The organism is Pseudomonas sp. T8 (assembly GCF_024610635.1).
In the GTDB taxonomy this organism is placed as follows: domain Bacteria; phylum Pseudomonadota; class Gammaproteobacteria; order Pseudomonadales; family Pseudomonadaceae; genus Aquipseudomonas; species Aquipseudomonas chlororaphis_I.
The window spans coordinates 4,135,315-4,161,717 of sequence record NZ_CP102374.1 but is presented as its reverse complement, the minus strand read 5'-3'; the positions used below and the strand labels follow the sequence as shown (position 1 = coordinate 4,161,717).

Below are 26,403 nucleotides of genomic sequence, written 5' to 3'. Positions count from 1 at the left end.
GACCATGGGCGCGTTATCTCATTTGCGGGTGCTGGACTTGTCGCGAGTGCTGGCCGGGCCTTGGGCCGGTCAGATCCTGGCGGACCTGGGGGCCGAGGTAATCAAGGTCGAGCGTCCGGGCAATGGTGACGATACCCGCGCCTGGGGGCCGCCTTTCCTCAAGGACGCTTATGGCGAGAACACCACGGAGGCTGCCTATTACCTGTCGGCCAACCGTAACAAGCAGTCGGTGACCATCGACTTCACTCGGCCGGAGGGTCAGCGCCTGGTGCGCGAACTGGCGGCCAAGTCCGACATTCTGATCGAGAACTTCAAGGTTGGCGGTTTGGCGGCCTATGGGTTGGACTACCAGTCGCTGAAGGCGCTCAACCCTGACCTGATCTATTGCTCCATTACCGGCTTCGGCCAGACCGGGCCTTATGCCAAGCGTGCCGGCTACGACTTCATGATCCAGGGGCTGGGCGGGCTGATGAGCCTGACCGGGCGTCCCGAGGGCGATGAAGGTGCCGGGCCGGTGAAGGTTGGCGTGGCGTTGACGGATATCCTGACGGGGCTGTATTCGACTGTGGCGATTCTTGCCGCGCTGGCGCATCGGCAGCACAGCGGTGGTGGGCAGCACATCGATATGGCGCTGCTGGATGTGCAGGTTGCGTGTCTGGCCAACCAGGCGATGAATTACCTGACCACTGGAGTCGCTCCCAAGCGCCTGGGTAATGCTCACCCGAATATCGTGCCTTATCAGGACTTTCCTACGGCGGATGGTGATTTCATCCTTACCGTGGGGAATGACGGGCAGTTCCGCAAGTTTGCCGAGGTGGCGGGCCAGCCGCAGTGGGCGGACGATCCGCGTTTTGCGACTAATAAGCTGCGGGTTGCCAATCGGGCGGTGTTGATCCCGCTGATTCGTCAGGCCACGGTGTTCAAGACCACTGCTGAGTGGGTCACCCAGTTGGAGCAGGCAGGAGTGCCTTGCGGCCCTATCAACGACCTGGCGCAGATGTTCGAGGATCCGCAGGTCAAGGCGCGCGGGTTGGCGATCGAGCTGCCCCATGCGTTGGCCGGGCTGGTGCCTCAGGTGGCGAGTCCGATCCGTCTCTCCGAAACGCCGGTCGAGTACCGTCATGCTCCTCCTTTATTAGGAGAGCATACCGCCCAGGTTCTGCAGCGGGTGTTGGGGCTTGAGCTTGAGTCCGTGGATGCCTTGCGAGCCTCGGGCGTGCTGTGAATGTGCTCTTCTATATAGAGAGCATCTGATCCCTTCTATATATGAGGCTTGAAAACACCCCTTTTGGGGTGTTTTCAAGTTTATTCATAGTAAAAGCAAATTAGGGGTTGACGGCAGATTCTGGAAGTCTATAATTCGCCCCACTTCCGGCGCAGTCGAAACGGAAAACTCCTTGAGATTCAATGAGTTACGCGGTTTTCGACAGCGGTTACGCTTCAGTTCATCGAAGCCCGAAGGAGTCGGTTCGGCAGTGTGTTTTCGCCGGATTGACGGTTCGATCTTCTCGGTCGAAAGCGGAGAAAAAGAGGTGTTGACAGCAGCGTGTAACGCTGTAGAATTCGCCTCCCGCTGACGAGAGATCGGAAGCGCAAGTGGTTGAAGTTGCAAAGGAAACTTTGAAAACTTCTTAAAATAACCGCTTGACAGATACGGAGGCTGCTGTAGAATGCGCGCCTCGGTTGAGACGAAAGACTTAACCAACCGCTCTTTAACAACTGAATCAAGCAATTCGTGTGGGTGCTTGTGGAGTCAGACTGATAGTCAGAAAGATTATCAGCATCACAAGTTACTCTGCGAGAAATCAAAGATGTAACCAACGATTGCTGAGCCAAGTTTAGGGTTTTCTCAAAACCCAAAGATGTTTGAACTGAAGAGTTTGATCATGGCTCAGATTGAACGCTGGCGGCAGGCCTAACACATGCAAGTCGAGCGGTAGAGAGAAGCTTGCTTCTCTTGAGAGCGGCGGACGGGTGAGTAATGCCTAGGAATCTGCCTGGTAGTGGGGGATAACGTTCGGAAACGGACGCTAATACCGCATACGTCCTACGGGAGAAAGCAGGGGACCTTCGGGCCTTGCGCTATCAGATGAGCCTAGGTCGGATTAGCTAGTTGGTGAGGTAATGGCTCACCAAGGCGACGATCCGTAACTGGTCTGAGAGGATGATCAGTCACACTGGAACTGAGACACGGTCCAGACTCCTACGGGAGGCAGCAGTGGGGAATATTGGACAATGGGCGAAAGCCTGATCCAGCCATGCCGCGTGTGTGAAGAAGGTCTTCGGATTGTAAAGCACTTTAAGTTGGGAGGAAGGGTACTTACCTAATACGTGAGTATTTTGACGTTACCGACAGAATAAGCACCGGCTAACTCTGTGCCAGCAGCCGCGGTAATACAGAGGGTGCAAGCGTTAATCGGAATTACTGGGCGTAAAGCGCGCGTAGGTGGTTCGTTAAGTTGGATGTGAAATCCCCGGGCTCAACCTGGGAACTGCATCCAAAACTGGCGAGCTAGAGTATGGTAGAGGGTGGTGGAATTTCCTGTGTAGCGGTGAAATGCGTAGATATAGGAAGGAACACCAGTGGCGAAGGCGACCACCTGGACTGATACTGACACTGAGGTGCGAAAGCGTGGGGAGCAAACAGGATTAGATACCCTGGTAGTCCACGCCGTAAACGATGTCAACTAGCCGTTGGGAGCCTTGAGCTCTTAGTGGCGCAGCTAACGCATTAAGTTGACCGCCTGGGGAGTACGGCCGCAAGGTTAAAACTCAAATGAATTGACGGGGGCCCGCACAAGCGGTGGAGCATGTGGTTTAATTCGAAGCAACGCGAAGAACCTTACCAGGCCTTGACATCCAATGAACTTTCCAGAGATGGATTGGTGCCTTCGGGAACATTGAGACAGGTGCTGCATGGCTGTCGTCAGCTCGTGTCGTGAGATGTTGGGTTAAGTCCCGTAACGAGCGCAACCCTTGTCCTTAGTTACCAGCACGTAATGGTGGGCACTCTAAGGAGACTGCCGGTGACAAACCGGAGGAAGGTGGGGATGACGTCAAGTCATCATGGCCCTTACGGCCTGGGCTACACACGTGCTACAATGGTCGGTACAGAGGGTTGCCAAGCCGCGAGGTGGAGCTAATCCCATAAAACCGATCGTAGTCCGGATCGCAGTCTGCAACTCGACTGCGTGAAGTCGGAATCGCTAGTAATCGCGAATCAGAATGTCGCGGTGAATACGTTCCCGGGCCTTGTACACACCGCCCGTCACACCATGGGAGTGGGTTGCACCAGAAGTAGCTAGTCTAACCTTCGGGAGGACGGTTACCACGGTGTGATTCATGACTGGGGTGAAGTCGTAACAAGGTAGCCGTAGGGGAACCTGCGGCTGGATCACCTCCTTAATCGACGACATCAGCTGCTTCATAAGCTCCCACACGAATTGCTTGATTCATTGAAGAAGACGATTGGGTCTGTAGCTCAGTTGGTTAGAGCGCACCCCTGATAAGGGTGAGGTCGGCAGTTCGAATCTGCCCAGACCCACCAATTACTGGTGCACCCTGTAGCGATACGGGGCCATAGCTCAGCTGGGAGAGCGCCTGCCTTGCACGCAGGAGGTCAGCGGTTCGATCCCGCTTGGCTCCACCATTACAGATTGGTGTCCATCGTTTAAAGCTTAGAAATGAGCATTCCGCTGATTGGCGATGAATGTTGATTTCTGATCTTTATCAGAATCGTTCTTTAAAAATTTGGGTATGTGATAGAAAGATAGACTGGATAGCACTTTCACTGGTGTTTATTCAGGCTAAGGTAAAATTTGTGAGTTTAATCGCGAATTTTCGGCGAATGTCGTCTTCACAGTATAACCAGATTGCTTGGGGTTATATGGTCAAGTGAAGAAGCGCATACGGTGGATGCCTTGGCAGTCAGAGGCGATGAAAGACGTGGTAGCCTGCGAAAAGCTTCGGGGAGTCGGCAAACAGACTTTGATCCGGAGATGTCTGAATGGGGGAACCCAGCCATCATAAGATGGTTATCTTGTACTGAATACATAGGTGCAAGAGGCGAACCAGGGGAACTGAAACATCTAAGTACCCTGAGGAAAAGAAATCAACCGAGATTCCCTTAGTAGTGGCGAGCGAACGGGGACTAGCCCTTAAGTGGCTTTGAGATTAGCGGAACGCTCTGGAAAGTGCGGCCATAGTGGGTGATAGCCCTGTACGCGAAAGTCTCTTAGTCATGAAATCGAGTAGGACGGAGCACGAGAAACTTTGTCTGAATATGGGGGGACCATCCTCCAAGGCTAAATACTACTGACTGACCGATAGTGAACTAGTACCGTGAGGGAAAGGCGAAAAGAACCCCGGAGAGGGGAGTGAAATAGATCCTGAAACCGTATGCGTACAAGCAGTGGGAGCAGACTTTGTTCTGTGACTGCGTACCTTTTGTATAATGGGTCAGCGACTTATATTCAGTGGCGAGCTTAACCGAATAGGGGAGGCGTAGCGAAAGCGAGTCTTAATAGGGCGTTTAGTCGCTGGGTATAGACCCGAAACCGGGCGATCTATCCATGGGCAGGTTGAAGGTTAGGTAACACTGACTGGAGGACCGAACCGACTACCGTTGAAAAGTTAGCGGATGACCTGTGGATCGGAGTGAAAGGCTAATCAAGCTCGGAGATAGCTGGTTCTCCTCGAAAGCTATTTAGGTAGCGCCTCATGTATCACTGTAGGGGGTAGAGCACTGTTTCGGCTAGGGGGTCATCCCGACTTACCAAACCGATGCAAACTCCGAATACCTACAAGTGCCGAGCATGGGAGACACACGGCGGGTGCTAACGTCCGTCGTGAAAAGGGAAACAACCCAGACCGTCAGCTAAGGTCCCAAAGTTATGGTTAAGTGGGAAACGATGTGGGAAGGCTTAGACAGCTAGGAGGTTGGCTTAGAAGCAGCCACCCTTTAAAGAAAGCGTAATAGCTCACTAGTCGAGTCGGCCTGCGCGGAAGATGTAACGGGGCTCAAACCATACACCGAAGCTACGGGTATCACGTAAGTGATGCGGTAGAGGAGCGTTCTGTAAGCCTGTGAAGGTGAGTTGAGAAGCTTGCTGGAGGTATCAGAAGTGCGAATGCTGACATGAGTAACGACAATGGGTGTGAAAAACACCCACGCCGAAAGACCAAGGTTTCCTGCGCAACGTTAATCGACGCAGGGTTAGTCGGTCCCTAAGGCGAGGCTGAAAAGCGTAGTCGATGGAAAACAGGTTAATATTCCTGTACTTCTAGTTATTGCGATGGAGGGACGGAGAAGGCTAGGCCAGCTTGGCGTTGGTTGTCCAAGTTTAAGGTGGTAGGCTGGAATCTTAGGTAAATCCGGGGTTCTAAGGCCGAGAGCTGATGACGAGTTACCTTTTAGGTGACGAAGTGGTTGATGCCATGCTTCCAAGAAAAGCTTCTAAGCTTCAGATAACTAGGAACCGTACCCCAAACCGACACAGGTGGTTGGGTAGAGAATACCAAGGCGCTTGAGAGAACTCGGGTGAAGGAACTAGGCAAAATGGCACCGTAACTTCGGGAGAAGGTGCGCCGGTGAGGGTGAAGGACTTGCTCCGTAAGCCCATGCCGGTCGAAGATACCAGGCCGCTGCGACTGTTTATTAAAAACACAGCACTCTGCAAACACGAAAGTGGACGTATAGGGTGTGACGCCTGCCCGGTGCCGGAAGGTTAATTGATGGGGTTAGCTAACGCGAAGCTCTTGATCGAAGCCCCGGTAAACGGCGGCCGTAACTATAACGGTCCTAAGGTAGCGAAATTCCTTGTCGGGTAAGTTCCGACCTGCACGAATGGCGTAACGATGGCGGCGCTGTCTCCACCCGAGACTCAGTGAAATTGAAATCGCTGTGAAGATGCAGTGTATCCGCGGCTAGACGGAAAGACCCCGTGAACCTTTACTATAGCTTTGCACTGGACTTTGAATTTGCTTGTGTAGGATAGGTGGGAGGCTTTGAAGCGTGGACGCCAGTTCGCGTGGAGCCATCCTTGAAATACCACCCTGGCAACTTTGAGGTTCTAACTCAGGTCCGTTATCCGGATCGAGGACAGTGTATGGTGGGTAGTTTGACTGGGGCGGTCTCCTCCTAAAGAGTAACGGAGGAGTACGAAGGTGCGCTCAGACCGGTCGGAAATCGGTCGTAGAGTATAAAGGCAAAAGCGCGCTTGACTGCGAGACAGACACGTCGAGCAGGTACGAAAGTAGGTCTTAGTGATCCGGTGGTTCTGTATGGAAGGGCCATCGCTCAACGGATAAAAGGTACTCCGGGGATAACAGGCTGATACCGCCCAAGAGTTCATATCGACGGCGGTGTTTGGCACCTCGATGTCGGCTCATCACATCCTGGGGCTGAAGCCGGTCCCAAGGGTATGGCTGTTCGCCATTTAAAGTGGTACGCGAGCTGGGTTTAGAACGTCGTGAGACAGTTCGGTCCCTATCTGCCGTGGACGTTTGAGATTTGAGAGGGGCTGCTCCTAGTACGAGAGGACCGGAGTGGACGAACCTCTGGTGTTCCGGTTGTCACGCCAGTGGCATTGCCGGGTAGCTATGTTCGGAAAAGATAACCGCTGAAAGCATCTAAGCGGGAAACTTGCCTCAAGATGAGATCTCACTGGAACCTTGAGTTCCCTGAAGGGCCGTCGAAGACTACGACGTTGATAGGTTGGGTGTGTAAGCGCTGTGAGGCGTTGAGCTAACCAATACTAATTGCCCGTGAGGCTTGACCATATAACACCCAAGCAATTTGCTTAAGAGCGAGTTGCGGTGTGTGAAGACGAAACGAACCGAAAGTTTGCACTACTCACAAAAGCACCACAAAGCTATTACATACCCAATTTGCTGAAGCGTCGAAAGACGACTCGGCACACCGAATTTCTTGACGACCATAGAGCATTGGAACCACCTGATCCCATCCCGAACTCAGAAGTGAAACGATGCATCGCCGATGGTAGTGTGGGGTTTCCCCATGTGAGAGTAGGTCATCGTCAAGATTAAATTCCGAAACCCCAATTGCGAAAGCAGTTGGGGTTTTGTTTTTGTAGAAGTTCCCGATTTTGCTGGCACGTTCGGCCCTTGAGCCAACGGTCCGGCCACAGAATTTCTTGACGACCATAGAGCATTGGAACCACCTGATCCCATCCCGAACTCAGCAGTGAAACGATGCATCGCCGATGGTAGTGTGGGGTTTCCCCATGTGAGAGTAGGTCATCGTCAAGATTGAATTCCGAAACCCCTGTCTGCTGACGCAGACAGGGGTTTTGTTTTTGTACGCCTGAAAGCCTCTGGGCTTACACCTGAGTCAGGCCTCCAGGCTTCCCAGCGGGGGACCTGAATCCCCCACCGGCTCCCAACCTCCACTCCAGAACATTAGAACAGAGTGAAGCGCCTCTCACTTCACCGCTGACGCATCTTGCTGCTTCTGCGAGCCAGCCATTTACGCCACCAGATATAGATCCCGGTGACGGACAACACCGCAATCACCAACCCCAACACCGCAATCAGCACCTGCCCGGTAAAACCGATGATCCGGCCACCATGGATCGGCAGTTGCAGCCGATAGAAGCGTTCGCCCAAGGTGCCTTGCCCGGCGATCTCCTGCCCCAGCAGGCGGCCATCCGTGCCATGAAAGAACAGCCACGACTTACCATGGGCCTCGGTATCGTGCTGGCCGAAACCGGCGCCATAAAAGTTGTATTCGAAGCTGTAATACAGCTCGCCGATCGCCGCCGTCAGGCCCAGCCGTTTGCCTTCTTCCTGGGCCCGTTCATAAGCCTGTTGATAGGTGAGTCGGGTGACTCCCAACTGATCGCTGGGCATACGCCCACGGGCTTCATAGACGCTCGGTTCGATCGGCGAGAGCAGGGATACCACCGGCTTGAACACCTGGCTCGGCAGGTTCATCGCCACGCTGCTGATGGCGATCGGCAGCAGCAGTAACCACAGCCATAACCCGCCCGCCCGATGCAGATCCATGTTGAGACGATAGGCGTGCCCGCCCTTGATCTTCCAGGCGGTCGACCACTTCTTCCAGAACGGCCGGCCACGGGGCAGGGTGAGGAACAGGGCAATGAAGCAATCGACGACCCAGAAGATCGCCACCAGCCCCATCAACACCAGTCCCCAATTACCCGGCAGCGTCAGGTTGTAGTGGAACTCGAGAATGAAGGGGATGAGGTTCTCCCGTTGAAAACAGCAGGCACCCCAGAACCGCTTGCCGGTCTGCTCGCCACTGACCGGGTCCAGATAGAACACCTGGTTGGGTTCGTTGAACGGTTTGTCTGTGGCCGGATCGTTACGCGGTACTGCGGCGAGCAGCGCGGTATGCCCGGGCTCGTTGGGGTACTCCATGTACCAGACCTGCAAGCGTGGATGCTGCGCCTGCACCTGGTCGATCAGGGTTCCAGGCGGCAGTGCCTGACCCTCCGCAGGGGCCTCGTAGAACCCCGGGTTAAGCCACTCGTCCAGCTCGTGATTGAAGGCCAGCAGGCTGCCGGTCAGCCCCGCCAGCAGCAGAAACACCGCGGTGGCCAGGCCGATATAACGATGCAGTAGAACCAGAATTGCGCGCATGGAATTTTCCCATAGAGACGACAAAGCCAGCGCGTGCGCTGGCTTCGGGGGAACGACAAATAATTAGAACTGGTAGCTGACCGTGGCGGCGACGTTCCGCTCCTCGCCCATGTAGCAGAAGCTCAGGCTGGCACAGGAAGCGATGTAGGATTCGTTGGTCAGGTTGTTGGCATTGAGCCGGACATCCACGCCCTTCAGGCCGACCTTGCCCAGGTCGTAGCCGATGGAGGCATCGAACAACGTGTAGGACGGCACCTTCATGGTGTTCTCCGCATCCGCCCAGCTGTAGCCCACATACCGCACACCGCCACCCAGGCGCAGGCCGTCGAGCGACCCGCTGTCGAACTTGTAGTCAGCCCACAGCGAAGCCATGTGCCGCGGCGCCTGGGTCGGCGAGTTACCCTTGTTTTCGATGATATCGGTGGCGGTGCTCAGGGTGCTGATCATCGACTTCGAGTACTCGATATCGGTGAAGGTGTAGCTGCCGAGCAGCTTGAGGTTGTCGTTCAACTGCATGTGCGCTTCCAGTTCCAGGCCCTGGGAGCGCACGGCGCCGACCGCGCGATAGAAGTTTTCCTGGGGCAGCTTGGTGGCCAGGTTTTCCTGGTCGATGCGGAACAGGGACGCGGTGTACAGGTCATCCGTGCCCGGTGGCTGGTACTTCAGGCCCAGTTCCCATTGGGTGCCATCGGTAGGCGCCAGCGGGTTGCCGGCGCTGTCCGCGTAGGAGTTGGGATTGAAGGACTCGGAGTAGCTGATATAAGGCGCCAGCCCGTTATCGAACAGGTACAGCGCCCCGGCGCGGCCCGTCAGCTTGGTGCGCTTGTCATTGATCTCGGTGCCCACCGGGCGCGAGGCTTCGGCCAGGCGGTTCTCGTCCGAAGTCTCCACCCAGTCCTGGCGCAGGCCCAGGGAGAAGCGCCACTGGTCCATCTCGATCAGGTCTTGCAGGTAGACGCCGGTCTGCTCGAGGCGACGCAGATAGCTGAGCGGGTCGTAGTAAGTGATGGCCGAGTTGCCATAGACCGGATCGAACGCATTGATCGGCGCCACCGAGCCGCTGGTCCAGTCCACCACCGTCTTGCGCCGTTGGTAATCCGCGCCCATCAGCACCGTGTGCTTGGTCGCGCCAGTGAGAAATTCGGCCTGCAGCATATTGTCGACGATGAACGCATGCAGCTTCTCGTCGCCACCGGTGTAGTAGCGGTTCAGCTCGTTGCTGGTCGGGGTGGTCCAGCCGTAGCCGTAGACCTGGTCCAGCTTCACCTTGGAGTCGAGGTAGCGGAAGTTCTGCCGCGCGGTGAAGACATCGTTGAAGCGATGTTCGAACTGATAACCGAACGACTGCTGATCGCGCTCATAACGATCGATGCCCGGTTCGCCTTCGAAGAAATTCTCGGAAATCCGCTGGCCGTTGCGCTGGTGCAGCGCGCCGTCGGCCGGCATGCCGCTGTGGTAGCCGCCATCCGGATCGTGTTGCAGGTACGCCTGCAGGGTCAGCGAGGTGTCATCGGTGAAGTCGATGCTCAGGGTCGGTGCCAGGGCGTAGCGTTTTTCCTTGTTGTGGTCGAACTGGGTGTCGGAGCGGTCCGCCAGCCCGGTCAGGCGATAGGCGATGCGCTTGTCGTCGTCCACCGGGCCGCTGAAGTCGAAGCCCATGCCGCGCTGGCCCTGGGTGCCGACCGTGGCCTGGATCTGATGGTAGGGCTCGAACAGCGGTTTCTTGCTGGTCAGCGCCACCAGGCCGCCGGGGGAACTGCGGCCATACAGCACCGATGAAGGTCCTTTGAGGATGTCCACCCGCTCCAGGAAGTACGGGTCGACCTGCATGGTGCTGTAGGTGCCGCTGTCGCCCATGGACTTGAGGCCGTCGAGGTAGATGTTGTCCACCGAGCCGTCGTTGAAGCCGCGCATGGCCACGTAGTCGTACCTGTGGGTCGCGCCGTAGGGGTTGGTCAGCACGCCGGGGGTGTAACGCATGGTCTGGGAAACGGTTTGCGAGCCCTGGTCGTCCATTTGCTCGCGGGTCACCACCGACACGCTTTGCGAGGTTTCCAGCAGCGCGGTACTGGTCTTGGTGGCGATCTGGCTGTGGGTGGCGTTGTAGCCTTCCATGCTGCCCAAGGCATTGCCCAGGGCGAAACCCTTGATGTCGGTGGTCGGCAGCGCCAGGGCGCCGGTCTCGGGCAAGGCCCGCAGCACATAGCGGCTGCCGTCCTGGCTCAGCGCTTCCAGGCCGGAGCCGTTGAGCAACTGGCCCAGGGCCTGGTCGGTGGAGTACTCGCCCTTCAGGCCGGCGGACTGACGGCCCTGGAGCTGCGCCGGGGTCATCGACAGGGTGATGCCGGCCTCGCGGGCGAAGCGGTTGAGTACGTCGCTCAGGGTGCCGCCAGGAATGTTGTAGCTGTGGCTGAGGCTGGCCGCGCCCGTCTCGACCGCCTGGGCCAGGCCAGGCAGGGCGGCGACGCCCAGCGCCGAGGAAAGCAGGGCCACGCGCACGGCATGGCGCAGGCCGAGGGCGGGCCGTGCAGAAGAGAAGTGGTGCAAGTGCACAATCATGGAAGGGTTCCGTTGAGTCGCTGAAGGCAGATGGAAGTGCTTACTGTCTAAGCCGGACTCACGGGAAAAAGCCGCCAAAAAAAATTCCAACGAGTTGCAGCGCCTCAGGCCAGGCGCTCCAGGGTGACCCACCAGCGGGTGCGATAACGCAGGCGCACGGGCAGGGTTTGCGGGAGGATCGCCAGCAGTTTGTCGGTGTCCTCCAGGCGGAACACGCCGGACAGGCGCAGGTCGCCGATCTCGTCGGCACAGCCCAGGTAACCGTGGCGATAACGCCCGACCTCGTGGATGAAGTCCGCCAGCCGCATGTTGCGGGTGACGATCAGGCCATCGGCCCAGGCGCCCACGTCCATGTCCAGCGGCGGCACCGGCAGTGCCTGGGACGCGCTGACCAGATAGCTTTGCCCGGCCTGTACCCGGGCCGAGATGCCATCGGCGGTGTGTGGCGAGTGAATGGCGACGCTGCCGGCGGTGACGCTCAGGCGCGTGCAGCCGCCTTCCATGCGCACCACGAAACTGGCGTCGAACCCTTCGAACAGGCCATGGCGAGTCCGTACCAGCAGCGGCCTGGAAGGGCTCGCCTGCGGGGCTGGCCCGCAAGTCAGCATGATTTCCCCACGGCTGAGCCGGATCAGCCGCTGCTGGGCATTGAAGTCCATGTCGGCGGCGCTGTCGGTGTTGAGCTCCAGGCGCGAGCCGTCCGGCAACTGGAAGCCGCGGCGTTCGCCGGTGGCGGTGGCGAAGTCGGCGCTCCATTGCTGCCAGGCCAGTTGCTCCTTGCCCAGCCACGCGGCGCAGCCCACCAGCATGACGCCGCCGAGCAGCTTCAGGGCCTGGCGCCGGCCGAGGCGCTGGGCGCTGTTTTCCAGGGTATCGAAGGCCACCTGGGCTCCGGGTACGGTCCGCAGGTTGCTGTGCAGTTCCTGTTGCAGCGATTGCACCCGTTGCCAGGCCAGCTCATGTTCGTGATGGGCTGCGCGCCAGGTATCGCATTGCTGCAGCAGCCGGGGATTACCGGCGTTGTTGCGCAGGCGCAGCATCCAGTTGATGGCCTGCTTGACCACCAGGTGCCTGGGGTCCACGGGCCGGCGCAGATTGATCGAAGGGTTATCCACAGCCCTCACGCCTCATAGCGCAGCAGGTAGCAGTGGAACAGCGCGTCGGCCACGTAACGCTCCACCGAACGCAGGGACAACCCCATCTGTTCGGCGATCTGCTTGTGGCTCAGGCCTTCGCACTGGGCCAGCAGGAACGCCTTGCGCACCTTCGGCTTCAGGCCTTCGAGCATGCGCGCAATGCTTTCCAGCAGCTCCAGTACCAGGGCACGGGCTTCCTCGCTGGGGGCTTCGGCTTCTGGCAGATGGGCGATGGTTTCCAGGTAGGCGCGTTCGATTTCCTCGCGGCGCCAGTGGTCGATCACCAGGCCGCGGGCGATGGTCCGCAGGAAAGCGCGCGGGGCCTTGAGTTCGAGGCGTTCGGTGCGCTGCAACAGGCGCACGAAGGTGTCCTGCGCCAGGTCGGCCGCATCGGCGGCATTGCCCAGCCGGCTGCGCAACCATGTGTTGAGCCAGCCATGGTGATGGCTGTAAAGCGCCTGTACCGCGAACTCAGGTGATGACATGGATGCGACTGCCTGGGTGTCACAAATGATAATTAGTCGCATTGTCATCAAGGGTTTCGGATTTTGCAACAGCCGCAGGGCGCCCGGCTATGGAAAAGTCTGATGCGACCGCTCTAGCCTGCCGTTCAGCGGGTTTTTTGCAGATAACACGTACATTTCTGACAAATCGCTAAGATTTATCCGACTCGTGCCGACAGACAGTGAGACCCATGCGTGCACCAAAGTAGAGCGGTCGTAGAACGCCGCCTGCGCTGTTACATGGAAAGTTGCATCCCGTACGCATCCCCACTTTCGGCATAAGAAGTCCCATGACATGAATCTCAAGTTCAGCCATAAAATCCTTTTGGCCGCCTCCGGTGTAGTGGTTCTGGCATTCGCGTTGTTCACTTTGTACAACGACTATCTGCAGCGAAACACCATTCGCCAGAACCTCGAATCGTCGATCCAGCAGGCGGGTGACCTCACTTCCAGCAGCGTCCAGAACTGGATGAGCGGACGCATCCTGGTGCTCGAGAACCTCTCGCAGAACGTCGCCCACCAGGGCGCCAACGCTGACTTCCCGGGGCTGGTGGACCAGCCGGCGTTCACCACGAACTTCCAGTTCACCTACGTGGGCCAGGCCAACGGTGTGTTCACCCAGCGGCCTGACGCGAAGATGCCCGACGGCTACGACCCGCGTCAGCGTCCCTGGTACAAGCAGGCCGTGGCGGCCGACAAGACCATGCTGACCCCGCCCTACATGGCGGCCGTTGGCGGTCTGGTGGTGACCATCGCCATGCCGGTGAAAAAGGACGGCCAGCTGCTGGGCGTGGTGGGGGGCGACCTGAGCCTGGAAACCCTGGTGAAGATCATCAACTCGGTGGACTTCGGCGGCCTGGGCCATGCCTTCCTGGTCAGCGCGGACGGGCAGGTGATCGTCAGCCCGGACAAAGACCAGGTGATGAAGAACCTCAAGGATATCTACCCGGGCGACAACGTACACATCCAGAAGGGCACCCAGGAGGTGCAGCTCAAAGGCCAGGAACGCATCCTGTCGTTCACCCCGGTGACCGGTCTGCCGAATGCCGAGTGGTATATCGGCCTGTCCATCGACCGTGACAAGGCTTTCGCCCCGCTGAGCAAGTTCCGCACCTCGGCGCTGCTGGCGATGTTCATCGCCGTGGCCGCGATTGCCGTGCTGCTCAGCCTGCTGATCCAGGTGCTGATGCGTCCGCTGACCACCATGGGCCGTGCGATGCAGGACATCGCCCAGGGCGAGGGCGACCTGACCCGTCGCCTGGTGGTGGAGAGCAAGGACGAATTCGGCGTACTGGGCGGTTCGTTCAACCAGTTCGTGGAGCGTATTCACGCATCGATTTCCGAAGTGTCCTCGGCCACCCGCCAGGTGCACGACCTGTCCCAGCGCGTGATGGCGTCGTCCAACGCCTCGATCATCGGCTCCGACGAACAAAGCGCGCGCACCAACAGCGTGGCCGCGGCAATCAACCAGCTGGGCGCCGCCACCCAGGAAATCGCCCGCAACGCCGCCGATGCCTCGCAGCACGCCAGCGGCGCCAGCGAGCAGGCCGACGATGGCCGCCAGGTGGTGGAGCAAACCATCCTGGCCATGACCGAGCTGTCGCAGAAGATCAGCCTGTCCTGCACCCAGATCGAAACCCTGAACGCCAGCACCGACAACATCGGCCACATCCTCGATGTGATCAAAGGCATCTCCCAGCAGACCAACCTGCTGGCGCTCAACGCAGCCATCGAAGCGGCGCGCGCCGGTGAAGCCGGTCGCGGTTTCGCGGTGGTGGCCGACGAGGTCCGCAACCTGGCTCATCGCACCCAGGAATCGGCCGAGGAGATCCACAAGATGATCACCTCGCTGCAGATCGGCTCCCGCGAAGCGGTATCGACCATGAACGCCAGCCAGGCGTCCAGCGAAGAGAGCGTTGAAGTGGCCAACCAGGCCGGTGCGCGGCTGGTCAGCGTGACCCAGCGCATCACTGAGATCGACGGCATGAACCAGTCGGTGGCCGCCGCCACCGAAGAGCAGACCGCTGTGGTGGAAACCCTCAACGTCGACATCAGCCAGATCAACCTGCTGAACCAGCAGGGCGTGGCCAACCTCAACGAAACCCTGAAGGATTGCGACGCCCTGTCGCTGCAGGCCAACCGCCTGAAGCAACTGGTGGATAGCTTCAAGATCTGATCGGCGAGCGACATAAAAAACGCGATGCGGTCTACCTGACCGCATCGCGTTTGGTTTTTTCGCGAGCAAGCTCGCTCCTACAGAAAGCCACGATCCCTCTGTAGGAGCGAGCTTGCTCGCGATAGCGCCCGCACCCGCGCAGGCGTTTCAGCGCCTTACTTGAACATCCTCCGCACATTCCCCATTGCCTCATCGGCAAACCCCTGCAGGAACTTCTGGAAGGCCGCGACCTCGGCACCGCCTTCGGCCGGGTCGGCGACGATGCGCCAGGTGGCGCGCGCCCGTTCGCCGGGCAGGGCCTCGACGCTCATGGCCGCCCACAGGTTGCCGATGCCCAGGGTGTCGTAGATCAGGCTCCAGGTCATGTACAGCGCCTGGTCGTCCCGTGAGTTGAGTTGTTCGATGACGATGTTGCCGTCGTGGAAGAACTTCTTGCGCACCGAGCGCACGCCCTCGCCGGTCATCTCGATGTGCGACAGCGCGGGAATGAAGGCCGGGAAGCCGGCGAAGTTGCCGACGATGGCCCAGACGCTTCGGGCATCGGCGCCGATGTCCACGGAGGACAGAACCTCACAGGCATTCGGGTTCTTGATCAGGGTGTCGGGTTGCAGGTTTTTCATGCTGTTCTCCAGCGTGGGTGGGTTCAGATAAAGCGGATGTCTTTCAGGTACTGGCAGCCCTTGCGCAGCAGCGCCGGGTCCTTGGCCGGGTAGTCGGCGCCCATGCGCCGCACCCCGGCCTCGGCGTTGGCGTGGCCGATCAGCGAGATGTCGCCGATGTCTTCCTCGAAGCCATTGAGGTAGAAGCCGAGGACGCCGAACAGCGCGTTGTCGCGGTCGATCCGGCCCAGCTGGCGCTGCCAGTCGGCGACGCTGACCATGCGGAATTCACGCCCGGCTTCGCGGAACGAGGCGACATAGGCCTCCCAGCTCAGGGGCTGCGGGTTGTGCAGGTTGAACACCGCGTGGGCCGGCTGATAACGGCTGGCGTGGAAGGCGATGAAGCGGGCGAGGAAGTCCACCGGCATCAGGTCGAAGTTCATCGCCAGCTGCGGCACCTGGCCCAGTTGCAGCGAGCCCTTGAGCATCAGCATCAGGCGGTTCCGGTGGGGCTGGCAGACCCCGCTCTGGCTGTTGAAACTGATGTTGCCCGGGCGATAGAGATTGACCCACACCCCCTGTTCGCGAGCCCGTTGCAGGATCCGCTCGCCGACCCACTTGGACAGGTTGTAGCCGTTGCGGATGTAGATCGGCGGGGTGGTCGCGGGCGGCTGTTCCAGCACCCGGCCCTGGGCGTCGATGCTGCTGGAGGCGGACAGGGTCGAGACGAAGTTGAAGACCTTCTTGCTGCGCCCTTCGCACAGGCGCAGGCACTCGAACAACGGCTCGACGTTGTCGCGCGCCAGCGCCGGGTAATCCAGCACGTGATTGACGTTGGCGGCGTTGTGCACCAGCGCGCCGTACTCGCGGTCGATGCGCTCGTACACCTCTGCCGTCAGCCCCAGCCGTGGCTGGCTGATGTCGGCGGCATGCACCCGCACCCGGCTCAGGTCCAGATGCTCCAGGCGGTTGTCGCGCAGGGCCTGGGCGAACCGTTCGGCGGCCGATTGCGTGGGCGTTTCCCGCACCAGGCACGCCACCTCGCTGGCGCCCCATTCCAGCAGCGCCTCGACTATGTGCACGCCGAGAAAACTGTTGGCGCCGGTGACCAGCACCTTGTGCACGTCGCCCAGCTGGCTGATGGGCAGCACTTGCAGGTCGAGTTCGGCATGGGCATCGGCGAACACCTGGTCGAGGGCCGCGTCCGGGCTGTCGTCGGCGCCGTCGATCAGGGTCGCCAGGTTGCTCAGGGTCGGCGCCTCGATAAAGCGGTTGATCGACAGGCCGCGGCCGAACTGTTCGCGAACCGCCAGCAGCAGGCGCGACAGCAGGATCGAGTGGCCGCCGAGGTTGAAGAAGCTGTCGTCGGTGCCGATGTCCTCGGCCGGCAGCTCCAGCAGCTCGGCCCACAGCTCCAGCAGGCGCTGTTCGTTGGCGTTTTGCGGCAGGCGTCGCTGGCGGTTGCGGCCTGGGGTACGCGGCAGGGCCAGCAGGGCGCGGCGGTCGACCTTGCCGTTGGCGGTGTAGGGCATGCTCGGCAGTTCGATGTAGGCGCTGGGCCGCATGTAGTCCGGCAAGCGCTGGCGTACCTGTTCGCGCAGGGTTTGCAGCGCGTCGTCGGCATTTGGCTGGGCCAGGTAGGCGAGGATCCGCCGCTGCTCGTCGATCACCACCGCCACCTGGCGAAACAGCTGGCCGTCGCGCAGGCAGTGTTCGATCTCTTCCGGCTCGACCCGGAACCCGCGGATCTTCACCTGATTGTCCCGCCGCCCGCAGATCTCGACGCCGCTGTCGGTCCACTGGCCGATATCCCCGGTGCGATAGACCCGCAGTCGGCGCCCGTCCGGCAGGTCCAGGGCCAGGTAGCGTTCGGCACTCAGCACCGGGTTGTTCAGGTAGCCGAGGCCGACCCCCGGCCCGGCCAGGTACAGCTCGCCGGGGGTGCGCTCGGGCACTGGTTGCAGCTGTTCGTCGAGGATCAGCACCTGGCTGTTGGCGATGGGCAGGCCGAGGTTGCGCGGGTTGTCGCCGACCCGCAGGCGGCGGGTGGTGGCCAGCACCGTGGTTTCCGTCGGGCCGTAGATGTTGTGCAGTGCGCACTGGCCGGCCAGGCGCTGGATGACGAAGGGTTCGCAGACGTCGCCGCCGGTCACCAGATGCTCCAGGCCCAGCGGCTGCTCCAGGGGCAGGATGCTCAGCAGCGCGGGCGGCAGGAAGGTATGGCTGACCCGCTGGCGCTGGAGCAGGGCCAGCAGTTGCTGTGGGTCGCGCCGCTGGTCCTGATCGGGGACCACCAACAGCGCGCCACAGAGGAAGGTGGGCAGGATATCCAGCAGCGAGGCGTCGAAGTTGATGGTGGAGAACTGCAGCACCCGACTGTTTTGCTCCAGCTCGACATGGCCGATGTACCAGGCGCAGAAGTGGCTGAGATTGCCCTGGCTGAGCAATACGCCCTTGGGCTGGCCGGTGGTGCCCGAGGTGTAGATCGCCACGCAGGGCGCCTCTGGCGGTGGTGCCTGGCGTAGCAGCGGGAGAGCGTCCTCGGCATCGTCATGCAGCAGGGTGCGTACATCGAGTTGCGCCAGGTCGAGGTCGCCCAGGTCTTCGCAGCCATCGTGCAGCAGCAGGACCGCGCCGGCGTTGTCGAGAATGTAGCGCCGCCGTTGCGCCGGATGCTCCGGGTCCAGCGGCAGGTACACCGCGCCACAGCCGAGGGTGGCGAGAATGGCGGCATACAGCTCTGCCGACTTGGGCAGGCACAGGCCGATCACCGGCGGTTGGCCAGGGTTGGCGGGCAGGTGTCGGAGCATCTGCCGCTGCAGGTGGCGGCTCAGGCGGTGCAGGGTCTGGTAGCTGTAGTCGATGCCCTGGATGTTCAAGGCCGGGCGCTGGGCGAAGGCCAGCAGGCTCTGGTCGATGCGCTGGGCGATCGGCACCTGCATCTCCCGCAGCAAGGCCGGTGCCGGCTGTTGGTTGTGCCGGTGCTCGAAGGCCAGCGAGTCCAGGCGCTCCAGGCCCAGCAGCGGTTCGCTGGGCTCATCCAGGGTGGCGAGCTGGTGGAAAAACGCGGCGCCACGGGAAAAGCCGCTGACCAGCCGCGCGGTGCTGGCCACCAGCCTGGCAATAGCACCGCTGCGCAGGGCCTGGCCATTGCCGCTGGCTTCCGGCGGCAGGGTCGCCTGCTCGATCAGCCGGGCGCCGTGGCGGTGGAACAGGCGCACCTGTGGCAGCCCGCAAGCCGCTTGGGCGATCAGGGCGATGCGCAGTTCCAGGCGCGCGGTGTCCGCCGCGAGGATGGGTGAAGCACCCAGGCTGCCATCGTCGATCAGCAGATGGGGCCGCAGCCCTTCGGCGTTGGCGATCGCTTGCGGCGAGTCCAGCCGCCGCAGCAGATGGCCGTGGCGCTCCAGCTCCATGGCCAGTTCGTTCAGGGCCTGACTGCGGCCCGTCAATACAATGTCGAGGCGTCTCATGCTCGGGTCCCTCCGTTAGGGCAGGTAGTCGGCCAGTGCGTCCTGGACGCAGGCCGAATCCAGCATCGAACTGCTGCGGAAGAAGCGCAGGATGTTGGCGATCAGGGGGTGATGGCGGTTGATCGGGTAGGCCAGGGCGGCTGCCTCCTCGCGCAGCGCCTGCTTGATCGGGGCGGCGACGGGCAGTTGCTCGATCAGCCGCACGTCGAAGTCCTTCTGGATGTCATTGGTCAGGTACTGGGCGATGAACACCGGCAACACCCGGGCGATCTCCGCGCGGTCGGCGTCGCTGGCGCCGTGCCAATAGATGCGCACCAGGCGCGACCAGAACCCCGAGTGCCGGCCTTCGTCTAGCAGGTGGTCGGCCATCAGGCCCTTGATCGACGGCTTGACCGTGTCGTCCTTGGCGAAAGCGGCGACATCGTTGGTCACGGTGTTCTCGGCGATGGCCACGCAGATCAATTCCACCGCGTCGCGCAGGTGTTCGGGTGCCCGCTGCAGGGCCGCGGGGATGGCCCGGCTGAGTTCGATTTCCCGGGGCAGCTCGATGGGTTCGATGCCGCTCATGGCGATGGTCTGCTGCATGAAGTCCATCGCCACCAGTGCGTGGTAGTCCTCGTCCACCACCACGGTCATGGCGTCGTAGCGACAGGCGAAGGGAAAGGCGATGGCGAAGCGATTCTTGGCGATATTGCGGGCGGTCTTGTCCACCAGCTCAGTCTCGAAGATCACCACGTCGTTGATGAATTTGTAGAGGCTTTGCACCAGCACGAAATCCCGCAGGTGGGCGCAGTGCTCGAGGAAGCCCTGGCTGTGCACCAGCGGCTGGCGGCTCAGGGGGTAGATCAGCTTGTCGTCGTCCTCGAGCATGCGCCGCGGGCGGGTACGGATGGTCGCGCGCTCTTCCCAGGTGTCGGCGAAGGACTGGTAGTCGAGGGCGTTCATGCGCTCACCCCGATCGGCGATTCGGCCATGCTCAGGCGCAGCCCGTCCCACAGGGCGATGCGGCTGTCCACCGCGGCGATGGCCGCGGCGTACACCTCCTGCTGGCGTTGCGGGTCGCCAGCCACCAGCCGCTCTAGCAGCTGTTCCGCGGCCGGGCCGTGGTCGTCGGAATCGACCTCGATATGGCGTTGCAGGTAGTAGCGAAAGGTCGGCGCCTGCTCGATACCGATGCCCCAGTCGTCGAGGATGCGCTGGAACATCTGCGGGATGACGCTTTCCCGGCCATGGAGAAAGGCCGCCGCCACGCAATGGGCCGGCGCCTGCACGGCGGTGTGCACGGTCTGGCGGACAAAGGCGCTGGCGGCCGGATCGGCGTCGACGCTTTGCAGGGCGGTGTCGAAACTCACGCCTTCCTGCTGCAGCGCGACGAAGCGTTCCACCACCCGGGTGGCGGCGCCGACCTCGCGCATGGCATCCAGGTACAGCTCGAAATGGCTGTAATGGCCTTGCCCGGGACGATCGTCGGACTCTTCGCCGAGCACGATCTCGTTGATCAGCCGCGCGGCGCGGGGGTCCTGCGGTGGTAGCCAGGGCAGACGTACGCAGGTCAGTTCCTGTTGCAGGCGCTTGGTCAGCGACATGAAGTCCCATACGGCAAAAACATGGGTCTGCATAAAGCGTTGAAGAACGGCAAGTGTGTTGATTTCGGTAAAAATGGGATGGGCGCCGAGTGTGGCTTTCCTGGCGTCGAGAAGTTCTTTGCTGGCGTTCATTTAGGCTACCTGTCTGAGATGTTCACGTGTGTTTTGTTGGCCGATTAGTTGCGGCTCGTATAGGTGTTTTAATCAGTGCTTATTTGTTGCGGGCGAGCAGGGGCCTCAAACCTGAGTTGATAATCTGGAAAGTTCTATAGTGCTGGCCGGCCTATCCGTTAAAGAGCCGCTGCCTTGGCTTTATAGGTTTTCAAGAGCCAATAAAACCAAGGCTTGCCAGGTGTTCATAACCGAGTGTGTCGACGTTGTTTAAACCTCGACGGAGAAAAAACTAATACAGGGGAAAGTATCGGGCAAGTTGTTTTTATAATACTTTTCTAACGTGTATTTTTATCGCGCGACAAGTTGCTGCAAAACTTCTTGTTCAAGTTTTGTTGAGATGAAGTTGCCCCTTCCGGCTTATATAAGTCAGAATTTTTAACGCTGAGTGAATGCCTCACTCGAAGCAAACTTCGAAGCGCTGAATTGAAGTCGTTGAATATCTGGGAGAAGGCATGCGGGAGCCGATCCCGGTCATGCCCTCCAGTCGCTGGGCTCCTTGCGTGGGTCTGCAGATCGACGTGTGCGGACAAGCCTGCGTGCCGCTCACGTCCCTTTTTCAGTCGGCGACAGCAAGAGTGGGCCCAAATCGACGGCTGAGCCATCGTCGGCGGGCCAGTGAGGGCAGGAGCGGAGGAAGACGGCGGATTATTCGCCGAGCAGGCCCAGGTGGATGTTGATGATCTGCAGCAGACGCTGGCGCTGGGACTTGATGAAGAAGTGATTGCCGGCCACCTCGATCAGCTCGAACTCACGGTGGGTGAACTCTCGCCAGTTGGCCATGTTGCTGGCGGGGGCCAGCGGGTCCTCGCTGCCATAGAAGGCGGTGAGGGGAATGTCGAGGTTGCCGCTCGACAGATCGCGCCAGGATTCGAACAGCTTCAGGTCGGCGCGCAGCAGCGTCTCGTACTGGTTCCGGCTGGCCTGGTCGCGGGGCATTTCGATCGGCGCGGCGCCCAGCGACAGCATGGCTTCCTGGAAGGGCGCCGTGGGCAGCACGTGCAGCAACGGCCGGGGCGATGGGTAATCGGGGCTGCGGCAGGCGGAAATGAACAGGTGGCGGGTCTGGCCGGGGTAGTGCGCCTGGGCGTACTTGGCGGTTTCGTAGGCCAGCATTCCGCCCAGGCCATGGCCGAACAGGGCGTGGGGCTTGGCCAGCAGTGGGCGCAGGGCGGAGAAGGTATCGGCCAGCAGCCGCGGCCAGTCGTCGAGCGGGGTTTCGGCCTGGCGGCTGCCGTGGCCGGGCAGCCGCACCAGCACCAGCTCGATGTGCCCGGCCAGCCCCGTGGACCAGTTGCGCAGCTGTTCCGGATCCGCGCCGGTCTGCGGAAAGCAGATCAGCCGGGTTTTCGCCGGCTCGCCGGAGTTGAGCACCATCAGCCATTTGTCATTGCGCGCGTGCACTGCTTTTCCTTAAGCCGGTGTGCCGGTCATTGAGTGTTGCAGGGGGGCCGCGTCATGCCGCCGTTACCGCTGTCAGCTTTCGGCGGACCGTTCGAGGTAGTCGCGAATGGTCTTCGCGGCCTTTTCCAGATGGCCGCGCAGCACCTCCACCGCCCGCTCGACGTCCTTGGCCTCGGCGGCGTCGGTCATGGCATTGTGGTCGTCCTGGGTCAACTTGCCCAGGCCCATGGAGGACAGGTGGAAGCGCAGGAAGCGTTCTTCCTCGTTCAATTCGAGCTCGATCAGGCGCAGCAGCTTCTGGTTCGGCGCCCGGTGGTACAGCGTCATGTGGAACAGGCGATTGAGCCGGCCGATTTCGGCGTGGTCGGTCTCGCTTTCCAGCTGCGCGATGTAGCTGCGGGCCTGGGCGATGTCCTCGGCGTCGAGCAGCGGGATCGACAGGCGCAGCGCCTCCAGCTCCAGCAGCAGGCGCAGGCCGTAGGTTTCCACCGCGTCATAGCCGATCAGCTCGGCGACCACCGCGCCTTTGTGCGGCACCACGTGCAACAGCGATTGCGCTTCGAGTTGGCGCAAGGCCTCGCGCACCGGCATGCGGCTGACGCCGAAGAGGTCGGCCAGGTCCTGCTGGCGCAGCGCCGTGCCGCTGGGCAGGCGGCCGTCGAGAATCGCCGCGCGCAGGGTTTCCTCGATCACCGAGCGCGCGAGGTGGGCGGGGATCGGCCCGCTGACTGCGATCTTGCTCAAGGGTCTCGGTTTTTCTGTCACGTTAACGCTATCCTGTTTTCTATGGGATTTGGATCCAATGGACGCTAGATAGCGCCCTGCAGCTTGTCAAACCAGCCGCCTGAGCCCTGTCATGAATTTTGCCGGCGCTGATTCTCGGGGCAGCCCTCCTGCCGCTCAAGCACTGGCCGATAAACGAACAGGTGCCTGCTTTCAGCTTAGCGTCTCCAGAGGGGCTGTGATTGTAAGGTGCCATTGTCTTTTGGCGGACCAGCCTGCACCATCCTTCGACCCACGACAGCTCCCATGGACTCTTCGCATTGGCGGCACGTTTAGCTCTTTCTCGGACCCTGCGCTGGCTGTTTTCGGCGCTGCTGCTGGCCGGCTTGCTGCTGGGCGGCCTGCAGGCCGATTGGGACTTTTCCCAGATCAGCCGCCGCGCCACGGCGCTGTACGGGCCGCTGGGCGAAGGGCAGAAGCGCATCGACGCCTGGCAGCAGTTGCTGGCGACCCAGAACCAGGCCAGCGAGATGGAGCAGCTCAGGGTGGTCAACCTGTTCTTCAACAAGAACATGCGCTACGTGGAAGATATCGACCTGTGGCATCAGGTGGATTATTGGGAAACCCCGGTCGAGGCCCTGTGGAAGGGCGCCGGCGATTGCGAGGACTATGCGATCGCCAAGTATTTCAGCCTGCGTCACCTCGGCGTTTCCAGTGACAAGCTGCGCATCACCTACGTCAAGGCCTTGCGCCAGAATCGCGCGCACATGGTGTTGACCTACTATTCAACCCCGGAAGCCATGCCGTTGGTCCTCGACAGCCTGATCGACGCCATCCAGCCGGCCAGCCAGCGTACCGACCTGCTGCCGGTGTACTCCTTCAATGCCGAGGGCCTGTGGCTGCCCGGCAAGGGCAGCAAGAAAGTCGGTGACACCAAGCGTCTGTCCCGGTGGCAGGACGTGTTGAAGAAAATGCAGGCCGAAGGTTTTCCGGTCGAGACGACTCACTAGGAGCACGAGCTCAGATGTCTTTGTTCAAACAACTGTTGATCGCAATCTGTCTGTTCCTGGTGGTCGCCTTCAGCGGCAGCTTCATGGTCAGCCTGGAAAGTTCGCGCACCCAGTACGTCAACCAGCTGCGCTCCCATGCCCAGGACGCGGCCACGGCGCTGGCCTTGTCCCTGACCCCGAACATCGACGACCCGGCGATGGTCGAGCTGCTGGTCAGCTCGATTTTCGACAGCGGCTATTACTCGAGCATCCGCGTGGTCAACCAGGTCACCGAAGAGGTCATGGTCGAGCGCAGCGGCACACCCGAGGTCAGCAACGTGCCGGACTGGTTCGTCAAGCTGATCGGCCTGGAGCCGGCCGGCGGCGACGCTCTGGTCAGCCGTGGCTGGCAACAGGCGGCGCGGGTCGAGGTGGTCAGCCACCCGATGTTCGCCGTCGCCAAGCTCTGGCAAAGCGCCCTGGGCAGTCTCGGCTGGCTGCTGCTGTGCGGGGCCGTGAGCGCGGTGCTGGGGGCCTTGCTGCTGCGGCGCCAGCTCAAGCCACTGGATTACATGGTGCAGCAATCCCACGCCATTGCCCGCCGCGAATTCCTCAGCCTGCCCGAGCTGCCGCGTACGCCAGAACTGCGCCGCGTGGTGCAGGCGATGAACCAGATGGTCGAGAAGCTCAAGGCGTTGTTCCAGGAGCAGGCCGAGCGCAGCGAAAAGCTGCGGGTCGAGTCCTACCAGGACAACCTGACCGGCCTGGCCAACCGTCGTTATTTCGAGATGCAGCTCAACGCCCGGGTGAGCAACCCGGAGCAGGCCAGTTCCGGCTACCTGCTGTTGCTGCGGGTCAAGGACCTGGCCGGCCTGAACCAGCGCCTGGGCGGGCAGCGCACCGACCAGCTGTTGCAGGCGGTGGGCGAACAATTGCAGCGTGAGTGCGCGCGCTACCCGGAAACCCACAACCTGGTGACCCGCATCCGCGGCGGCGAATTTGCCGTGCTGGCGCCGGGGCTGGTGCGCGAAGAGGCCCTGCAGCTGGCGCAGAATCTGGAAAATGCCTTGGCCAGCCTGCATGCCACTGGCGCCACCGATGTGGCGTCCGTGGCCTCCATCGGCCTGGCGCCCTTCGTTCATGGCGACTCGCCGCAGGCGGTGCTGAGCCTGGGCGACCAGGCCCTGGCCCAGGCCGAAGCCCAGGGCGATACGAGCTGGGCCTGCCTGGAGCATGGCGCGGCGGCCAGCGTCGGCGACGACCATCACGCCTGGCACACCCTGCTGGACGGGGCCTTGAGCCAGCAGCGGTTCGAGCTGTACTTCCAGCCGGTGGTCGCGACCCGCGATACCGCGCTGGTGCTGCACTACAAGGTGCTGTCGCGCTTGCTCGACGAGCAGGGCCAGACCATCGCCGCCGGGCGCTTCCTGCCGTGGCTGGAGCGTTTTGGCTGGACCTCGCGCCTGGACCTGCTGATGCTCGAACAGGTACTCAAGCAAATGACCGCGCATCAGGACTCGCTGGCGCTGAACCTGTCGGCCGCGACCCTGGCCGATCCGCAGGCCTTGAACAAGGTGTTCGAGATCCTGCGCCAGCACTCCAGCCTGGGGCCGCGCCTGACCCTGGAGATCGGCGAAGAGCAGTTGCCTGAACAGGCGCTGCTGGAACAGCTGACCCGGCGCCTGCGCGAGCTGGGCTTCTCCCTGAGCCTGCAGCGTTTCGGCGGGCGCTTCAGCATGATCGGCAACCTGGCGCGCCTGGGCCTGGCCTACCTGAAGATCGACGGCAGCTACATCCGCGACATCGACCGGGAAAGCGACAAGCGCCTGTTTATCGAAGCCATCCAGCGCGCCGCCCACAGCATCGACCTGCCGCTGATTGCCGAGCGCGTGGAAACCGAAGGGGAATTGCAGGTGATTCGCGAGATGGGCCTGTACGGTGTCCAGGGCCGCCTGTTCGGCGAGCCCGCGCCCTGGCGCTGAGGCGCTGCACGAAGAGCGCCGGCCAGCCGCCGGCGACGGATCAGATCAGGCCGGTTTCGTCGTCGTTGATCAGATGGCTCAGGCCGCCCAGCGCTTCACGCGCCTGGGTCCGGTCCATCAGCTTGGCCTGGGCCGCCGGTGGCAGGTCGGTAACGCGGATCACACCCTTGCTGGTCAGCACCTGAATCAAGTCGTCGAGTACCCGGATCATTTCCAGGTCGCTCTGCTTGAGTTGTTTCAGGCTGACTTCCACCACCTCGTTGGCGAACCACTGCTGGATCTCACTGTGGTCGGCCGGCAGTGTTTCCGTGGCCTCGGCGTAAGGCGTGGCCTCCACGCGAACCAGCTGGCCCTGTGCATCGCGTTGCACGTAGAACATGGGGAATCCCTCTAGATATGGTCCGGCATCATGCTGTCAGCAGCATAGGCCAACGGCGCGCTTTGGTCGCGAGTATGCGACGTGGCGGCAAAATCGTCACG

The 26,403-nt window shown here is 61.1% G+C and carries 15 protein-coding genes, 2 tRNA genes, 4 rRNA genes and 1 pseudogene; 11 read left to right on the top strand and 11 right to left on the bottom strand.

The window, feature by feature from the left end:
• The first annotated feature begins 4 nt into the window (after nucleotides 1–4).
• The 7 genes from NRG23_RS18580 (at nucleotide 5) to rrf (NRG23_RS18550) (ending at nucleotide 7,269) form a co-directional block, all read left to right on the top strand.
• Nucleotides 5–1,225: a CaiB/BaiF CoA-transferase family protein gene (locus NRG23_RS18580; protein WP_016703894.1), complete on the top strand. Its 1,221-nt coding sequence runs from the start codon at nucleotides 5–7 to the stop codon at nucleotides 1,223–1,225.
• Between the two features lie 643 nt (nucleotides 1,226–1,868).
• Nucleotides 1,869–3,405, top strand: a 16S ribosomal RNA gene (locus NRG23_RS18575).
• A 65-nt stretch (nucleotides 3,406–3,470) separates the two neighbouring features.
• A tRNA-Ile gene (locus NRG23_RS18570) sits at nucleotides 3,471–3,547 on the top strand.
• 26 nt (nucleotides 3,548–3,573) lie between these two features.
• Nucleotides 3,574–3,649, top strand: a tRNA-Ala gene (locus NRG23_RS18565).
• A gap of 239 nt (nucleotides 3,650–3,888) precedes the next feature.
• Nucleotides 3,889–6,780, top strand: a 23S ribosomal RNA gene (locus NRG23_RS18560).
• A 147-nt stretch (nucleotides 6,781–6,927) separates the two neighbouring features.
• Nucleotides 6,928–7,043, top strand: a 5S ribosomal RNA gene (gene rrf / locus NRG23_RS18555).
• A gap of 110 nt (nucleotides 7,044–7,153) precedes the next feature.
• A 5S ribosomal RNA gene (gene rrf / locus NRG23_RS18550) occupies nucleotides 7,154–7,269 on the top strand.
• The 16S, 23S and 5S rRNA genes sit together here with 2 tRNA genes alongside, the layout of an rRNA operon.
• Nucleotides 7,270–7,446: 177 nt before the next feature.
• On the opposite strand, the gene NRG23_RS18545 is transcribed toward rrf (NRG23_RS18550), so the two are convergent.
• The 4 genes from NRG23_RS18545 to NRG23_RS18530 all read right to left on the bottom strand — a co-directional run bounded on the left by NRG23_RS18545 (nucleotide 7,447) and on the right by NRG23_RS18530 (nucleotide 12,802).
• Entirely contained in the window at nucleotides 7,447–8,622 is a 1,176-nt protein-coding gene (locus NRG23_RS18545) for a PepSY domain-containing protein (protein WP_198919579.1), read from the bottom strand.
• 63 nt (nucleotides 8,623–8,685) lie between these two features.
• Nucleotides 8,686–11,181, bottom strand: a complete 2,496-nt coding sequence (locus NRG23_RS18540; protein ID WP_110177037.1) for a TonB-dependent siderophore receptor — start codon at nucleotides 11,179–11,181, stop codon at nucleotides 8,686–8,688.
• 104 nt (nucleotides 11,182–11,285) lie between these two features.
• A complete protein-coding gene (locus tag NRG23_RS18535) occupies nucleotides 11,286–12,296 on the bottom strand; it encodes a FecR domain-containing protein (RefSeq protein ID WP_257371599.1) in 1,011 nt (336 codons plus the stop codon).
• Nucleotides 12,297–12,301: 5 nt separating this feature from the next.
• On the bottom strand, nucleotides 12,302–12,802 hold the full coding sequence (locus NRG23_RS18530; RefSeq protein ID WP_009046313.1) for a sigma-70 family RNA polymerase sigma factor: 501 nt from the start codon (nucleotides 12,800–12,802) through the stop codon (nucleotides 12,302–12,304).
• Nucleotides 12,803–13,115: 313 nt separating this feature from the next.
• On the opposite strand from NRG23_RS18530, the pseudogene NRG23_RS32880 reads away from it, so the two are divergent.
• Both NRG23_RS32880 and NRG23_RS32875 read left to right on the top strand, forming a co-directional pair.
• Nucleotides 13,116–14,093, top strand: a pseudogene (locus NRG23_RS32880) (cache domain-containing protein); the annotation flags it as partial.
• Between the two features lie 117 nt (nucleotides 14,094–14,210).
• On the top strand, nucleotides 14,211–14,996 hold the full coding sequence (locus NRG23_RS32875) for a methyl-accepting chemotaxis protein (protein ID WP_370686837.1): 786 nt from the start codon (nucleotides 14,211–14,213) through the stop codon (nucleotides 14,994–14,996).
• Between the two features lie 155 nt (nucleotides 14,997–15,151).
• Here the strand turns inward: NRG23_RS32875 and NRG23_RS18520 are convergent, their stop codons facing one another.
• The 6 genes from NRG23_RS18520 to NRG23_RS18495 form a co-directional block, all read right to left on the bottom strand.
• A complete protein-coding gene (locus NRG23_RS18520; RefSeq protein WP_103331849.1) occupies nucleotides 15,152–15,616 on the bottom strand; it encodes an SRPBCC family protein in 465 nt (154 codons plus the stop codon).
• 23 nt (nucleotides 15,617–15,639) lie between these two features.
• The gene (locus NRG23_RS18515) at nucleotides 15,640–19,068 is read right to left on the bottom strand and encodes a non-ribosomal peptide synthetase (protein ID WP_257371593.1); all 3,429 of its coding nucleotides are present in this window, start codon (nucleotides 19,066–19,068) and stop codon (nucleotides 15,640–15,642) included.
• A gap of 15 nt (nucleotides 19,069–19,083) precedes the next feature.
• Nucleotides 19,084–20,013, bottom strand: a complete 930-nt coding sequence (locus NRG23_RS18510) for a diiron oxygenase (RefSeq protein WP_009046317.1) — start codon at nucleotides 20,011–20,013, stop codon at nucleotides 19,084–19,086.
• Nucleotides 20,010–20,786 carry a DUF3050 domain-containing protein gene (locus tag NRG23_RS18505; RefSeq protein WP_009046318.1) on the bottom strand — a complete coding sequence of 259 codons (777 nt, stop codon included), beginning with the start codon at nucleotides 20,784–20,786 and terminating at the stop codon, nucleotides 20,010–20,012. Before NRG23_RS18505 ends, NRG23_RS18510 begins: the two co-directional genes overlap by 4 nt.
• Nucleotides 20,787–21,473: 687 nt before the next feature.
• Nucleotides 21,474–22,229, bottom strand: coding sequence for a thioesterase II family protein (locus NRG23_RS18500; RefSeq protein ID WP_257371591.1), 756 nt, complete (start codon nucleotides 22,227–22,229; stop codon nucleotides 21,474–21,476).
• A gap of 72 nt (nucleotides 22,230–22,301) precedes the next feature.
• Nucleotides 22,302–22,994: a GntR family transcriptional regulator gene (locus NRG23_RS18495; protein WP_096375925.1), complete on the bottom strand. Its 693-nt coding sequence runs from the start codon at nucleotides 22,992–22,994 to the stop codon at nucleotides 22,302–22,304.
• A gap of 278 nt (nucleotides 22,995–23,272) precedes the next feature.
• Here NRG23_RS18495 and lapG point away from each other — a divergent pair, with 278 nt between their 5' ends.
• Together lapG and lapD are read left to right on the top strand one after the other, a co-directional pair.
• Nucleotides 23,273–23,962 carry a cysteine protease LapG gene (lapG, locus tag NRG23_RS18490; RefSeq protein WP_124298188.1) on the top strand — a complete coding sequence of 230 codons (690 nt, stop codon included), beginning with the start codon at nucleotides 23,273–23,275 and terminating at the stop codon, nucleotides 23,960–23,962.
• 14 nt (nucleotides 23,963–23,976) lie between these two features.
• On the top strand, nucleotides 23,977–25,923 hold the full coding sequence (gene lapD / locus NRG23_RS18485) for a cyclic di-GMP receptor LapD (RefSeq protein WP_009046322.1): 1,947 nt from the start codon (nucleotides 23,977–23,979) through the stop codon (nucleotides 25,921–25,923).
• 40 nt (nucleotides 25,924–25,963) lie between these two features.
• Here lapD and NRG23_RS18480 read toward each other — a convergent pair whose 3' ends face one another.
• Nucleotides 25,964–26,302, bottom strand: a complete 339-nt coding sequence (locus tag NRG23_RS18480) for a hypothetical protein (protein ID WP_009046323.1) — start codon at nucleotides 26,300–26,302, stop codon at nucleotides 25,964–25,966.
• Between the last annotated feature and the right edge of the window lie 101 nt (nucleotides 26,303–26,403).

Coding starts and splice junctions, on each gene's coding strand:
- NRG23_RS18580 (WP_016703894.1), top strand. CDS start 5: ATGGGCGCGTTATCTCATTTGCGGGTGCTGGACTTGTCGCGAGTGCTG.
- NRG23_RS18545 (WP_198919579.1), bottom strand. CDS start 8,622: ATGCGCGCAATTCTGGTTCTACTGCATCGTTATATCGGCCTGGCCACC.
- NRG23_RS18540 (WP_110177037.1), bottom strand. CDS start 11,181: ATGATTGTGCACTTGCACCACTTCTCTTCTGCACGGCCCGCCCTCGGC.
- NRG23_RS18530 (WP_009046313.1), bottom strand. CDS start 12,802: ATGTCATCACCTGAGTTCGCGGTACAGGCGCTTTACAGCCATCACCAT.
- NRG23_RS32875 (WP_370686837.1), top strand. CDS start 14,211: ATGGCGTCGTCCAACGCCTCGATCATCGGCTCCGACGAACAAAGCGCG.
- NRG23_RS18520 (WP_103331849.1), bottom strand. CDS start 15,616: ATGAAAAACCTGCAACCCGACACCCTGATCAAGAACCCGAATGCCTGT.
- NRG23_RS18515 (WP_257371593.1), bottom strand. CDS start 19,068: ATGAGACGCCTCGACATTGTATTGACGGGCCGCAGTCAGGCCCTGAAC.
- NRG23_RS18510 (WP_009046317.1), bottom strand. CDS start 20,013: ATGAACGCCCTCGACTACCAGTCCTTCGCCGACACCTGGGAAGAGCGC.
- NRG23_RS18505 (WP_009046318.1), bottom strand. CDS start 20,786: ATGAACGCCAGCAAAGAACTTCTCGACGCCAGGAAAGCCACACTCGGC.
- lapD (WP_009046322.1), top strand. CDS start 23,977: ATGTCTTTGTTCAAACAACTGTTGATCGCAATCTGTCTGTTCCTGGTG.
- NRG23_RS18480 (WP_009046323.1), bottom strand. CDS start 26,302: ATGTTCTACGTGCAACGCGATGCACAGGGCCAGCTGGTTCGCGTGGAG.